The organism is Streptomyces sp. NPDC001970 (assembly GCF_053594115.1).
The window spans coordinates 271,904-285,779 of the sequence record NZ_JBSFDW010000003.1 but is presented as its reverse complement, the minus strand read 5'-3'; the positions used below and the strand labels follow the sequence as shown (position 1 = coordinate 285,779).

General features: G+C 70.8%; 11 protein-coding genes. 5 read left to right on the top strand and 6 right to left on the bottom strand.

Annotated elements, in window-relative coordinates; genetic code table 11:
* Positions 1-45 precede the first annotated feature (45 nt).
* Positions 46-993 carry a heme o synthase gene (locus tag ACWCP0_RS05845; RefSeq protein WP_451077618.1) on the bottom strand — a complete coding sequence of 316 codons (948 nt, stop codon included), beginning with the start codon at positions 991-993 and terminating at the stop codon, positions 46-48.
* A gap of 364 nt (positions 994-1,357) precedes the next feature.
* Here ACWCP0_RS05845 and tkt point away from each other — a divergent pair, with 364 nt between their 5' ends.
* The 5 genes from tkt to pgl are packed head-to-tail and all read left to right on the top strand — an operon-like array spanning position 1,358 to position 7,950.
* Positions 1,358-3,460, top strand: coding sequence for a transketolase (gene tkt, locus ACWCP0_RS05840; RefSeq protein ID WP_451077617.1), 2,103 nt, complete (start codon positions 1,358-1,360; stop codon positions 3,458-3,460).
* Positions 3,461-3,494: 34 nt separating this feature from the next.
* Positions 3,495-4,613, top strand: coding sequence for a transaldolase (tal, locus tag ACWCP0_RS05835; RefSeq protein ID WP_451077616.1), 1,119 nt, complete (start codon positions 3,495-3,497; stop codon positions 4,611-4,613).
* Positions 4,614-4,619: 6 nt separating this feature from the next.
* A complete protein-coding gene (zwf, locus tag ACWCP0_RS05830) occupies positions 4,620-6,152 on the top strand; it encodes a glucose-6-phosphate dehydrogenase (protein WP_451077615.1) in 1,533 nt (510 codons plus the stop codon).
* Complete coding sequence (gene opcA / locus ACWCP0_RS05825) at positions 6,149-7,171, top strand: glucose-6-phosphate dehydrogenase assembly protein OpcA (protein WP_451077614.1); 1,023 nt, start codon at positions 6,149-6,151, stop codon at positions 7,169-7,171. The genes zwf and opcA overlap by 4 nt, the downstream gene beginning before the upstream one ends.
* Positions 7,168-7,950 carry a 6-phosphogluconolactonase gene (gene pgl, locus ACWCP0_RS05820; protein ID WP_451077613.1) on the top strand — a complete coding sequence of 261 codons (783 nt, stop codon included), beginning with the start codon at positions 7,168-7,170 and terminating at the stop codon, positions 7,948-7,950. The genes opcA and pgl overlap by 4 nt, the downstream gene beginning before the upstream one ends.
* Before the next feature lie 140 nt (positions 7,951-8,090).
* Here pgl and ACWCP0_RS05815 read toward each other — a convergent pair whose 3' ends face one another.
* The 5 genes from ACWCP0_RS05815 to ACWCP0_RS05795 all read right to left on the bottom strand — a co-directional run bounded on the left by ACWCP0_RS05815 (position 8,091) and on the right by ACWCP0_RS05795 (position 13,856).
* A complete protein-coding gene (locus ACWCP0_RS05815) occupies positions 8,091-9,587 on the bottom strand; it encodes a PH domain-containing protein (protein WP_451077612.1) in 1,497 nt (498 codons plus the stop codon).
* Positions 9,584-10,084, bottom strand: a complete 501-nt coding sequence (locus ACWCP0_RS05810; protein ID WP_451077611.1) for a PH domain-containing protein — start codon at positions 10,082-10,084, stop codon at positions 9,584-9,586. The genes ACWCP0_RS05815 and ACWCP0_RS05810 overlap by 4 nt, the downstream gene beginning before the upstream one ends.
* Before the next feature lie 4 nt (positions 10,085-10,088).
* Positions 10,089-11,732, bottom strand: coding sequence for a glucose-6-phosphate isomerase (gene pgi, locus ACWCP0_RS05805; RefSeq protein WP_451077610.1), 1,644 nt, complete (start codon positions 11,730-11,732; stop codon positions 10,089-10,091).
* A gap of 52 nt (positions 11,733-11,784) precedes the next feature.
* Positions 11,785-13,002 (bottom strand): MFS transporter, encoded by a 1,218-nt coding sequence (locus tag ACWCP0_RS05800; RefSeq protein WP_451077609.1) that lies wholly within the window; start codon positions 13,000-13,002, stop codon positions 11,785-11,787.
* Between the two features lie 71 nt (positions 13,003-13,073).
* Positions 13,074-13,856 carry a sugar isomerase domain-containing protein gene (locus ACWCP0_RS05795; RefSeq protein ID WP_451077608.1) on the bottom strand — a complete coding sequence of 261 codons (783 nt, stop codon included), beginning with the start codon at positions 13,854-13,856 and terminating at the stop codon, positions 13,074-13,076.
* Positions 13,857-13,876 lie beyond the last annotated feature (20 nt).

Below are 13,876 nucleotides of genomic sequence, written 5' to 3'. Positions count from 1 at the left end.
TCGACTGGCGACAGCCAGGTCACGTGGCCTGGGCCACGCCGCGTGTCAGCGCAGGAACGGGTCCACCGCCACCGCCACGAACAGCAGCGAGACATAGGTGATCGACCAGTGGAAGAGCCGCATCTCCTTGAGCTTGCCGCCCGTCACCCCGGCCTTCGCACGGCTCTGCAGCGCGTGCGCCTCCCGCAGCCACCAGCCGCCCGTCACCAGCGCCACCGCCGTGTAGAACCAGCCGGTGTAGCCGAGCGGCGTCAGCAGCAGGGAGACGGCGACCATCACCCAGCTGTAGAGGACGATCTGGCGTGCGACGACCCTGTTCGATGCGACGACCGGGAGCATCGGCACACCGACGCGCGCGTAGTCCTCCTTGACCTTCATCGACAGCGGCCAGTAGTGCGGCGGCGTCCAGAAGAAGATGACAAGGAAGAGGATGACCGCTGCCCACGACATCGAGTTCGTGACGGCGGACCAGCCGATCAGCACCGGCATGCAGCCGGCGATGCCGCCCCATACGATGTTCTGCGCGGTGCGTCGCTTCAGCAGCATCGTGTAGACGACGACGTAGAAGAGGAGCGCGCCCAGCGCGAGCGCCGCCGACAGCCAGTTGACGAGCAGTCCGAACCAGAGCGTCGAGACGACCGCGAGCGTGATGCCGAAGACCAGGCTCTCGCGCGGCGAGACCACACCGGTGACCAGCGGGCGCTGCGACGTGCGGTCCATCAGGGCGTCGATGTCGCGGTCGATGTACATGTTGAGCGCGTTCGCGCCGCCCGCGGAGAGGTATCCGCCGACGCACGTGGCGACGACGAGCCCGAGGTCCGGCACACCCTGTGCGGCCAGGAACATCACGGGGACCGTGGTGATCAGCAGCAGTTCGATGATCCGCGGCTTGGTGAGCGCCACGAATGCCTTGACGCGGGCCCCGAATGGCCGATGGCCCCCTGGGCCGGTTGTCAAGACGACCCCCGCGGGTCGGGACTCGACGGCCGTCACGCACACCCCTGACAGAGAATTCCCAGCAAGCTTCCGGGACACCTCCCGTGCCCGTAGGGCTATGGGGGAGTGAATATCCGTGAAGACTTGCGCGTACCACGCCACTCTAGACGTTGGCCGCATGCCGATCTTCGCGGGGGTGGGGTCGTGTTGAGCGCTGCCGGGCCGCGCTGCGTACTGACCGGTGGGGTCGCCGACAAGAGGCGAAGTCGAGCCGCTGAGCGCACCCTGGCAGTGCCGGCTGTGTCCGAGGGGAGAGACGCGCTCCGACAAGGACGCACGCTGCTGCGAGGGTAGGCTCGACAACGCCCGGTACACCCCTAGTCACCGGGACCGAACATGTGGAGAGGAGCCCTGACCCAGGGTGAGCACCAAGCCGACCACCACAGACCTCGAGTGGACCGCATTGGACCAGCGGGCCGTGGACACCGTTCGCGTCCTGGCCGCCGACGCCGTACAGAAGGTCGGGAACGGCCATCCGGGAACGGCCATGAGCCTGGCCCCCGCGGCGTACGTCCTCTTCCAGAAGCTGATGCGGCACGACCCCGCGGACGCGGACTGGACCGGCCGTGACCGGTTCGTGCTCTCCGCGGGTCACTCCAGCCTGACTCTCTACATCCAGCTCTACCTCGCCGGATACGGTCTGGAGCTGGAGGACCTCGAGTCCTTCCGCACCTGGGGCTCCAGGACCCCGGGTCACCCGGAGTACGGGCACACGGTGGGCGTCGAGACGACGACCGGTCCGCTGGGCCAGGGTGTCGCCAACGCCGTGGGCATGGCGATGGCCGCCCGCTACGAGCGCGGTCTGTTCGACCCGGACGCCGCGCCCGGCACCTCCCCGTTCGACCACACCATCTGGGCCATCGCCGGTGACGGCTGCCTCCAGGAGGGCATCTCGCACGAGGCGTCCTCGCTGGCCGGCCACCAGAAGCTCGGCAACCTGGTGCTGCTGTGGGACGACAACCACATCTCGATCGAGGGCGACACCGCGACCGCCGTCTCCGAGGACACGCTGCAGCGGTACGAGGCGTACGGCTGGCACGTCCAGCGCGTGGAGCAGCTGCCGAACGGCGACCTGGACCCGGCCGGTCTCCACCGCGCGCTGAAGGCGGCCCAGGAGGAGACCGAGCGTCCGTCCTTCATCGCGGCCCGCTCGATCATCGCCTGGCCCGCCCCGCACGCACAGAACACCGAGGCCGCGCACGGCTCGGCGCTCGGTGACGACGAGGTCGCGGCCACCAAGCGCGTGCTCGGCTTCGACCCGGAGAAGGCCTTCGAGGTCTCCGACGAGGTCATCGCGCACACCCGCAAGGCACTGGACCGCGGCCGCGAGGTGCGTGGCGAGTGGGAGAAGTCCTTCGCCGCGTGGCGCAGCGCCCACCCGGAGCGCGCCGCCGAGTTCGACCGGATCCGCTCGACCGAGCTGCCGACCGGCTGGGAGGAGAAGCTCCCGGTCTTCGAGGCGGGCAGGGGTGTGGCCACCCGTGCCGCGTCCGGCAAGGTCCTGCAGGCACTCGGTGAGGTCATCCCCGAACTGTGGGGCGGCTCCGCCGACCTCGCCGGGTCGAACAACACGACGATCGACAAGACGTCGTCGTTCCTCCCGAAGGGCAACCCGCTTCCGGAGGCCGACCCGTACGGCCGCACGATCCACTTCGGCATCCGCGAGCACGCGATGGCCGCCGCGCTGAACGGCATCACGCTGCACGGCAACACCCGCGTCTACGGCGGCACCTTCCTGGTGTTCTCCGACTACATGCGCAACGCGGTGCGGCTGTCCGCGCTGATGCACCTGCCGGTGACGTACGTCTGGACGCACGACTCGATCGGTCTCGGCGAGGACGGCCCGACCCACCAGCCGGTGGAGCACCTGGCCTCGCTGCGCGCCATCCCCGGTCTGAACATCGTGCGCCCGGCCGACGCCAACGAGACCGCGATCGCGTGGGCCGAGATCCTCCGCCGCTGGACGAAGAAGTTCGGCGTGGGCGCCCCGCACGGTCTGGCGCTGACCCGCCAGGGCGTGCCGACGTACGAGCCCAACGAGGACGCGGCGAAGGGCGGTTACGTCCTGTTCGACGCCGAGGGGCCAGACGGGCAGAGCGCCGCGCCGCAGGTTGTGCTGATCGGCACGGGCTCCGAGGTGCACGTGGCCGTCGAGGCGCGCGAGCAGCTGCAGGCTGCGGGTATCCCGGCGCGGGTCGTCTCGATGCCGTCGGTCGAGTGGTTCGAGGAGCAGGACCAGGCCTACAAGGACAGCGTCCTGCCGCCGTCGCTGAAGGCGCGTGTGGCGGTCGAGGCCGGCATCGGTCTGACCTGGTACCGGTACGTCGGCGACGCCGGCCGGATCGTCTCGCTGGAGCACTTCGGTGCGTCGGCCGACGGCAAGGTGCTCTTCCGCGAGTTCGGGTTCACCCCCGAAGCGGTGGCTGCCGCCGCCCGGGAATCGATCGCCGCCTCCGCACGCTGACGCCGGAATACGACAAGTAGGAGATGCAACTCTCATGACAGACGCACTCAAGCGCCTCTCCGACGAAGGCGTGGCGATCTGGCTCGACGACCTGTCGCGCAAGCGGATCACCTCCGGCAATCTCGCCGAGCTGATCGACCAGCAGCACGTCGTCGGAGTCACCACCAACCCGTCGATCTTCCAGAAGGCCATCTCGTCCGGCGACGGTTACGAGCAGCAGCTCGCCGACCTGGCCGCCCGCAAGGTGACCGTCGAGGAAGCGCTCCGCATGATCACGACCGCGGACGTGCGGGACGCGGCGGACGTCCTCCGTCCGGTCTTCGACTCGACGGGCGGGCAGGACGGCCGGGTGTCGATCGAGGTCGACCCGCGCCTCGCGCACCACACCAGGGCGACGATCGCCGAGGCCAAGCAGCTGGCCTGGCTGGTGGACCGGCCGAACACGTTCATCAAGATCCCGGCGACCAAGGCGGGCCTGCCGGCGATCACCGAGGTCATCGGCCTCGGCATCAGCGTCAATGTCACGCTGATCTTCTCGCTGGAGCGCTACCGCGAGGTCATGGACGCCTACCTGGCGGGTCTGGAGAAGGCGAAGGCCGCAGGCCTGGACCTGTCGAAGATCCGTTCGGTGGCGTCCTTCTTCGTGTCCCGGGTGGACACCGAGATCGACAAGCGGCTGGACGCGCTGGGCACGGACGAGGCGAAGGGGCTGCGCGGCAAGGCGGCTCTGGCCAACGCCCGCCTCGCGTACCAGGCGTACGAGGAGGTCTTCTCGAGCGACCGCTGGCTCGCGCTGGACAAGGCGCAGGCCAACAAGCAGCGTCCGCTCTGGGCCTCGACCGGCGTCAAGGACCCGGCCTACAAGGACACGCTGTACGTGGACGACCTGGTAGCCCCGGGCACGGTGAACACCATGCCGGAGGCCACGCTCGACGCGACCGCCGACCACGGGCAGATCACGGGCGACACGGTGCGCGGTACGTACGAGCAGGCGCGCGCCGAGCTCGACGCCGTCGAGAAGCTCGGGATCTCGTACGCCGACGTGGTGCAGCTGCTGGAAGACGAGGGCGTCGAGAAGTTCGAGGCGTCCTGGAACGACCTGCTCAAGTCGACGGAGGCGGAGCTCGAGCGCCTCGCTCCCTCGGAAGGCTGAAAGACCTTGACTCCCGCACACGGAGCGAATCCGCTTCGTGACGCCGCGGACCGACGGCTCCCGCGTATCGCGGGGCCGTCGGGCCTGGTGATCTTTGGCGTCACCGGCGATTTGTCCCGCAAGAAGCTGATGCCTGCCGTCTATGACCTCGCCAACCGCGGGCTGCTGCCGCCGGGCTTCTCGCTCGTCGGCTTCGCCCGCCGCGAGTGGGACGACCAGGACTTCGCCCACGAAGTCCATGAGGCCGTCAAGGAGCACGCCCGCACCCCCTTCCGCGAGGAGGTGTGGCAGCAGCTCATCCAGGGGATGCGTTTCGTCCAGGGCAACTTCGACGACGACAACGCGTTCGACACGCTGAAGAAGACGATCGACGAGCTCGACCAGGCGCAGGGCACCGGCGGCAACTTCGCCTTCTATCTCTCCGTCCCGCCGAAGTTCTTCCCCAAGGTCGTCCAGCAGCTCAAGAAGCACGGACTGGCCGACCAGAAGGACGGCTCCTGGCGGCGCGCCGTCATCGAGAAGCCCTTCGGCCACGACCTCGCCTCCGCGATCGAGCTCAACTCGATCGTCCACGAGGTCTTCGCGCCGGACCAGGTGTTCCGCATCGATCACTACCTGGGCAAGGAGACCGTTCAGAACATCCTGGCGCTCCGCTTCGCCAACACCCTCTTCGAGCCGCTCTGGAACCGGTCGTACGTCGACCACGTGCAGATCACCATGGCCGAGGACATCGGCATCGGCGGCCGCGCCGGCTACTACGACGGCATCGGCGCCGCCCGTGACGTCATCCAGAACCACCTGCTCCAACTGCTCGCGCTGACCGCCATGGAGGAGCCCGCCTCCTTCGACGCCGACGCGCTGGCCGCGGAGAAGACCAAGGTGCTGGGCGCGGTGAAGCTGCCCAAGGACCTGGGCGCCAACACCGTGCGTGCGCAGTACGCGGCGGGCTGGCAGGGCGGCGAGAAAGCCGTCGGCTATCTCCAGGAAGAGGGCATCGACCCCAAGTCGAAGACCGACACGTACGCCGCCGTCAAGCTGGAGATCGACAACCGCCGCTGGGCGGGCGTGCCGTTCTACCTCCGTACCGGCAAGCGGCTCGGCCGCCGGGTCACCGAGATCGCCGTCGTCTTCCAGCGCGCCCCGCACTCCCCCTTCGACCGCACGGCCACGGAGGAGCTGGGGCACAACGCCCTGGTGATCCGGGTCCAGCCGGACGAGGGCGTGACGATGCGGTTCGGCTCGAAGGTGCCGGGCACGTCGATGGAGGTCCGCGACGTGTCGATGGACTTCGCGTACGGCGAGTCCTTCACGGAGTCCAGCCCCGAGGCGTACGAGCGGCTGATCCTGGACGTCCTGCTCGGCGACTCGAACCTCTTCCCGAGGCTGGCGGAGGTCGAACTGTCCTGGAAGATCCTCGACCCGATCGAGCAGTTCTGGGACAAGCACGGCAAGCCCGCGCAGTATCCGGCCGGGACGTGGGGTCCGGCCGAGGCGGACGAAATGCTCGCACGAGACGGACGGAGCTGGCGTCGGCCATGAAGATCGACCTTACGGACACCACCGCCAGCAAGATCAACAAGGCCCTGGTGAAGGGTCGGCGGGCCATCGGCACGCCGGCCGTCGGCATGGTCCTCACGCTCGTCATCGTCACGGACGAGGAGAACGCGTACGACGCGCTGAAGGCGGCCAACGACGCGTCCCGCGAGCACCCTTCGCGCACGCTCGTCGTCATCAAGCGGATCTCGCGCTCGCCGCGCGACCGCGCGAAGGCGCGCCTGGACGCGGAGGTGCGCGTCGGCGCCGAGGCCGGCACCGGAGAGACGGTGGTACTGCGTCTCTACGGCGAGATCATCGACCACGCCCAGTCGGTGGTCCTGCCGCTGCTGCTGCCGGACGCTCCGGTCGTGGTGTGGTGGCCGGTGACCGCACCGCAGGACCCCGCGTCCGACCCGCTGGGCGCGCTGGCGCAGCGCCGGGTGACCGACACCTACGCCTGCGAGCAGCCGATCCGGGAACTGACGGCCCGCGCCGAGGCCTACACCCCCGGCGACACGGATCTGTCGTGGACCCGGATCACTCCGTGGCGCTCGATGCTGGCGGCGGCGCTTGACCAGGTGGACTGCGAGGTCACGGCCGCCGCAGTGGAGGGCGAGGAGTTCAACCCGAGCTGCGAACTGCTCGGGATGTGGCTCGCGAACCGGCTGGGCGTGCCGGTCAAGCGTTCGGTGTCGTCGGGTCCCGGGCTCACGGCCGTGCGGCTGGAGACGAACTGCGGCCCGATCGTGCTGGACCGGGCGGACGGGGCGCTGGCGACGCTGTCCATCCAGGGCCAGCCGGACCGTGCGGTGGCGCTGAAGCGGCGTGAGACGGCGGAGCTGATCGCGGAGGAGCTGCGGCGGCTGGACCCGGACGACACGTACGCGTCGGCGCTGCGGTACGGGGTCGACCGGCTCGGCGAGGATGCGCACATGGCAGCGGGCGCCGATGAGGCCACGCCCGCGGCGGCAGCGAAGAAGACCTCGGCGAAGGCCCCGGCCAAGAAAGCGGCAGGGAAGTGAGTGCGCCTCAGCTCGTCGTCCACCGCGACAAGGAACTGATGGCGCAGGCCGCGGCGGCCCGGCTGATCACGAAGGTCGTGGACGCCCAGGCCGCGCGTGGCTACGCGTCGGTGGTCCTCACCGGCGGACGCAACGGCAACGGCCTGCTGGCCGCGCTCGCCGCGGCGCCCGCGCGGGACGCGATCGACTGGTCGCGGCTCGACCTGTGGTGGGGGGACGAGCGCTTCCTGCCCGAGGGCGACCCGGAGCGCAATGTCACCCAGGCCCGCGAGGCCCTGCTGGACTCGGTGCCGCTGAACCCGTCCCGGGTCCACGCGATGCCGGCGTCCGACGGTCCGAACGGCTCGGACGCGGATGCGGCGGCCGCCGCCTACGCCGTGGAGCTCGCCGCGGCGTCCGGCCCCGAGGACCACGGTGACGTGCCGACGTTCGACGTCCTGATGCTCGGGGTGGGCCCGGACACGCATGTCGCGTCCCTGTTCCCGGAGCTTCCGGGAGTCCGGGAGACGGAGCGGACGGTCGTCGGGGTCCACGGGGCCCCCAAGCCCCCGCCGACGAGGATCTCCCTCACGCTGCCCGCGATCCGCGCGGCCCGCGAGGTCTGGCTGCTCGCGGCGGGCGAGGACAAGGCGAACGCGGCGGCGATCGCGCTGTCGGGTGCCGGGGAGATCCAGGCGCCGGCTGCGGGCGCGTACGGCCGGTCGAGGACCCTGTGGCTCCTCGACTCGGCTGCGGCGTCCCAGCTCCCGCGCGACCTGTATCCGCCGGCGTCGCCCTGAGTACGCAGGGCCCTGCGGGGTGCGCCGACCTGCCGGACGGGCTCCATCGGAGCCCGACCGGCGCTTGGTTCCGGCCCGACCACCGGTACGGGTGCCTGCGGAGGCGTACCGGGGTGTGGGGCCAGGGCGCCCCGGGCCGCTTACGCGTCGCGCTCCAGGAACGGTTCCAGCAGGCCCGGGACCGCCCGCGAGGCGAAGTCGAGGCCCTCGTGCTCGTCGGCGTCGTACACCGAGTACGCCCCGTCTCCGGCGGCTGTCGTCACCGTCAGCGTGACGAGGCCGGCCCGACGCTGGAACCAGGACTGTTTGACCGTCCAGCCGATCACCCCGCACCGCTGGAGTGCGACCGTCCCGCGCCTGACCGTGCCGGAGCGGGCCAGCAGATAGTCGCCGCCGATACCGTGGCCGAGGCTCCGGTACGCGTCGAGCGAGAGCAGCACCGCGAGCGGCAGGAACACCGCCGCGCACGCCGCCGCGACGTAGAGCAGGACCTCGGTGAGCAGCAGCCCCAGCACGGCCAGGATCGCGGGCGCCGGCAGCGCCGCGGTGAGCGCCCAGCGCAGCCTGCGCCTGCGGGCCGCGGGCGGATGCGGGGTCAGCGGCGCGCTCGTCGGCGCACCGGACTCGCGGAGCACCAGCGCCGCCACCTCGTCGGCGACGGCCCGTGGAGCGGGCGGCAGCAGCGTCTTGCGGTCGGTGTGCTGGTCCTCCTCCTCGTCCGCCAGGCCGGTCGCGACGGCATCGACGCGCGCGGCGCCGAACAGCCTCACGCCCAGCGGTTCGACGAGCTCGACCCCGCGCAGCCGCCGCTCCTCGATGGATATCGACCGCGACGTGAAGAGGCCGCGGCGGACCCGCAGGGTGCCGCCCGGCTCGCGCTCCAGCCGGTAGTTGAACCACATCTCGACCCAGAGACCGAGCGCCCCCACAGCCCCTGCGACCAGGGCCCCGGTGGCCAGCACCACGACGACCCAGAAGACCGGGGTGTCCCGGAAGCGGTCGGCGATCCAGTCGATCACCTCGCCCTGTACGCCGAACCATTCGCTGACCTGCATGACCGCACCCGCCGCCGCGCCGCCGAGCAGTGGGGCGACGAACGACACCGGTGCGTAGCGGATCCAGCCAGGGTCGAGGGCCGCCAGCTCGCCCTCCCGATGGGTCCCGGGGGCTTCGGCCGCGGCGCGGGCCAGCAGCTCGCGCCGCAGTCGCTCGCCCTCCGCCCTGCTGACGGGGTCGAGCTCCAGCGTGGACTCACCGCCGCCGCTGTGCTCGCCGGTGCCGATCCGCACCTTGACCAGGCCGAGTATGCGCAGCAGCGGATTGGCCGTCAGATCGACGCTGCGGATGCGCTCCCGGGCCAGGGAGCGGCGTTTGACGAGCAGCAGCCCGGTGTGGAGTTCGGCGCGCTCGGGGCCGATCCGGTACCGCGTGCGCCGCCACCGCACATAGTCCGCGCCCGCGCCGCCCGCGACGAGGACGACGGCTCCCGCCACGACCCAGCCGAGCGCCTGCCACCACGGCATACCGCCGGCCAGGCCGAACAGCACCGGCAGTCCGGCGCCGCCCGCGACGCCGGCCATGACGGCGGCCGTGACGAGGACGGTGCGCGGGTCGAGCCTGAGCCAGCCGTCGCTCATGTGGCGTCCCCGGGCGTGGTCTGCGTGATCCTGGTCAGCTGCGCGGCCAGCTCCGCCGCCAGCTCATGGTCCAGGCCCGCGATCCTGATCGCGCCTCTGGACGAGGCCGTGGTGACGGTGACCGTGGCGAGCCGGAACGCCTGCTCCAGTGGTCCGCGCACGGTGTCCACGGTCTGGATCCGGGACATGGGCGCGATCCGCCACTCCTGCCAGAGCGCGCCGGTGCGCACGTACACCGCCTCGTCCGTGACCTCCCAGCGGTGCACCCGGTACCACCAGGCGGGGAAGAAGGCGGTGCCGGCGAGCCCGAGGACCGCCAGGGCACCGGCCGCGGCCAGCAGCCAGACCCTGGCGGGCTCGATGAGCGCGCCGAGGACGGCGAGCACCGCCACCGGCACGGCCGTCGTCAGCAGGCACTGCGACCGCCACCAGCCGACGGCCCGTTCGTTCAGCTTGTTGTTCGGCGGCCGCAGCCGCACCGTCCCCTCCCCCGCCATCGGATCAGCGTCCGCGCAGCGTGCGGTACGTGTTCACGAGCGCCGCGGTCGAGCTGTCGAGGTCCTCTCCGCCACGGCCCTCGGTGAGGACGGGCTCGATCCTCTTGGCCAGCACCTTGCCGAGCTCGACGCCCCACTGGTCGAACGAGTCGATGTTCCATACGGCGCCCTGGACGAACACCTTGTGTTCGTAGAGTGCGACGAGCTGGCCGAGGACGGACGGGGTCAGCTCCTTCGCCAGGATCGTGGTGGTCGGGTGGTTGCCCACGAACGTCTTGTGCGGCACCAGCTCCTCCGCGACGCCCTCCGCCCGTACCTCGTCGGGGGTCTTGCCGAAGGCCAGCGCCTGCGTCTGGGCGAAGAAGTTGGCCATCAGCAGGTCGTGCTGGGCGACGAGCCCGGGCAGCAGGTCCGGGACGGGCTGTGCGAAGCCGATGAAGTCGGCCGGGACGAGCTTCGTCCCCTGGTGGATCAACTGGTAGTACGCGTGCTGCCCATTGGTGCCGGGCGTGCCCCAGACGACGGGTCCGGTCTGCCAGTCGACGCGATTGCCCTCGCGGTCGACGGACTTGCCGTTGGACTCCATGTCCAGTTGCTGCAGATACGCGGTGAACTTGCTCAGGTAGTGCGAGTACGGGAGCACCGCGTGCGACTGGGCGTCGAAGAAATTGCCGTACCAGACGCCGAGCAGGCCGAGGAGCAGCGGCGCGTTCTCCTCCGGCGTCGCCGTGCGGAAGTGCTCGTCGACGAGGTGGAAGCCGTCGAGCATCTCGCGGAAGCGGTCCGGGCCGATGGCGATCATCAGCGAGAGCCCGATGGCCGAGTCGTACGAGTACCGCCCGCCGACCCAGTCCCAGAACTCGAACATGTTCGCCGTGTCGATGCCGAACTCGGCGACCTTCTCGGCGTTGGTCGACAGGGCCACGAAGTGCTTGGCGACGGCCTCCTGGCCGGCCTTCAGCTCGGTGAGCAGCCAGTCGCGGGCGGACGTCGCGTTCGTGATGGTCTCGATCGTGGTGAACGTCTTGGACGCGATGATGAACAGCGTCTCGGCCGCGTCGAGGTCGTGCACCGCCTCGTGCAGATCGGCCCCGTCCACGTTCGAGACGAAACGGAACGTCAGGTCCCGTGCGGTGTAGGAGCGCAGTACCTCGTACGCCATGGCCGGGCCGAGGTCGGAGCCGCCGATGCCGATGTTGACGACGTTCTTGATGGGCTTTCCGGTGTGACCGGTCCAGTTGCCCGAGCGGATCTGCTCGGAGAAGGCGCCCATCTTGTCGAGCACGGCGTGCACCGCGGGGACCACGTTCTCACCGTCGACCTCGACGACGGCGTCGCGGGGGGCGCGCAGCACCGTGTGCAGCACGGCCCGCTGCTCGGTGATGTTGATCTTCTCGCCGCGGAACATGGCGTCCCGCAGCCCTGCGACATCGGTGGCCGCGGCCAGCTCGCGCAGGAGCGCGAGCGTCTCGTCGGTCACCAGATGCTTGGAGTAGTCGAGGTGGAGGTCGCCGACCTGGAGGGTGTACCGGCTGCCCCGGTCGGCGTCAGCGGCGAACAGCTCCCGCAGATGCGTACCGGCCAGCTGCTCATGATGCTTGCCGAGAGCAGCCCATTCGGGCATCCGGTTGAGCCTCGTTGCGTTCATCTTCAGCCCACTTCTTCTCGTGCCTGCCTGCGTGCCCCGCTGCCCCACCAACCTAATTGATCTGGGTGGCCAAAGACGTGACGGCGAGGGTGAACAGTCCGGCCGCCAGCAGTGCGGGTGTGTTCAGGCCCCAGGCCGCCGCCGACGCACCGCCGAGCAGCGCCCCGAGCGGCGCCCCGGCGATCGCGAGCGTGCGGAAGGCGGAGCTGATGCGGCCCAGCATGCCGTCGGGGCTGCGCTCCTGCATCAGCGTCACCTGATTGGCGTTCCACACCAGTCCCATGAGGCCGAAGAGCGCCAGCGCCACGGCCGTCACCCACAGCTCGCGGACCGTTCCCATGGCGACGAGGCAGCCGGTCTGCACGGTCCCGGCCAGGAACACGCCGCGCAGCCTGCCGATCCGTTCGGATATCCGCCGGGCGAGCAGGCCGCCGACGACGCTTCCCGCGCCGTACGCCGTGACGACCGCGGCATAGCCGCCGTTGCCCGCGTCGAGCCAGCCGGTGACGTGCAGGACGAGCGTGGCGATGAGCGCGCCCATCCCGATGTTGCAGAGTGTGGTGGCGGTGCACAGGGAACGCAGTGCCCGGTCACGCCACAGCGCGCGTATGCCCTCGGCGATCTCGGCCCGCAGCGTGGAACCCGCCTTGCGGGGCTGCCGCTCGGGGCCCGCGCCCCGCAGCGAGGCCACCAGGAGTGCCGCCAGCAGATAGGTCGCCGCGTCCGCCGCGTACGGCACGGCCGCGCCCGCGATGAGCAGCACCGGCACCAGTGGCCCTGCCAGGAAGGTGCCCGCCATCTGCTGCCCGGTCTGCAGCCGGGCATTGGCGCTGCCGAGCGCCTCGCCCGGCACCAGGGACGGCAGCAGGGCCGTCGCCGCGTTGTCGAACAGGGTCTGGAGCGCGGTGAGGGCGAAGGCCACCGCGATCAGCACGGCGATCGAGACGTGGCCGAGGGCCACGGCGACCGCGAACGCGGCCATCAGCCCGCCCCGCAGCAGATCCACGGCCCACATGGCCCGCCGCTGGTCGACCCGGTCGGCGACGGCCCCGCCGAGCAGCCCGAACAGCAGCCACGGCAGATAGCCGCAGGCCGTCACCGAGGCGATGAGCAACGGGTCGTCGGTGAGCGAGGCGGCCAACAGCGGCATCGCGGCCGTACGCAGCGCGTCGCCGAATTTCGACACGACCGCCGCCGTCCACAGCCGCCCGAATCCGCCGCGCCATGCCGGCGCCGTCCGGGCAGCACCCGCTGCCTCCGCTGTCGTCACGGTGCCCCCCTACGGCCGTTGGTCGTCCACCGGGCACGACCGTAGAGGAGGGCACTGACAATGCCCCCGGATCAGTGGCCGCCGCGGTGCAGCCGCCCCTCGTAGCGGGCCTCGAGCACGTCGTTCCGCTCGTACCCGCCGGGCACGTTGGCGGAGACGTACACGGGGGCCTCGTGGCCCTCGGCGGTGAGCAGGGCGACGGCCTCGGCGACGGTCATCTGGATCAGGAGCGAGGAGGTGAGCGTGGAGACGCCGCACAGGGCGTTGCCGTCGGGCAGCGGGAGGAGGGCGTCGCCGGTGGGCGCGCAGTTGTCGAGCACGGCGTCGGCGAGGTCGGCGAGCCGCTTGCCGCTGCTGTGCAGTGCCGGTACGGAGTTGGTGTGCTCCAGCGAGGTGAGGGCGACCAGTGGATGGCCGGCGCTCTTCACATGGAGCGCCATGTCGACGATCGAGTTGTTGACGCCCGAGTTGGAGATGATCACGAACATGTCCTGCGGGCGTGGCGTGGCCAGGGCGTAGAGCCGCGCGGCGAGGCCCGGGGAGCGCTCCAGCAGCGGGTCCTTGAGCACGGAGCGGTCCTCGCCACCGCGGAGCACGAGGTCGGCGAGGGAGATCCGGCTGGTGGGGACGAGCCCGCCGGCCCGGCCCGCGACCTCCAGCGCGGCGGCCTGCGAGTGACCGGTGCCGAAGGCGTGGACGACGCCGTCCGCGGCGACGCAGTCCGCGACGAGCCGGGCCGCCGCCATCACCGAGTACTTGTTGGCCTCGACCGCCCGCTCGAAGGCCGCGCGTCCCTGCTCGACGAAGAGGTCGGCGCCGAGCTGTGCGCGCGGACCGTGCTGCGACTGCGGCATGACAGGACTCCCTGAGGTCA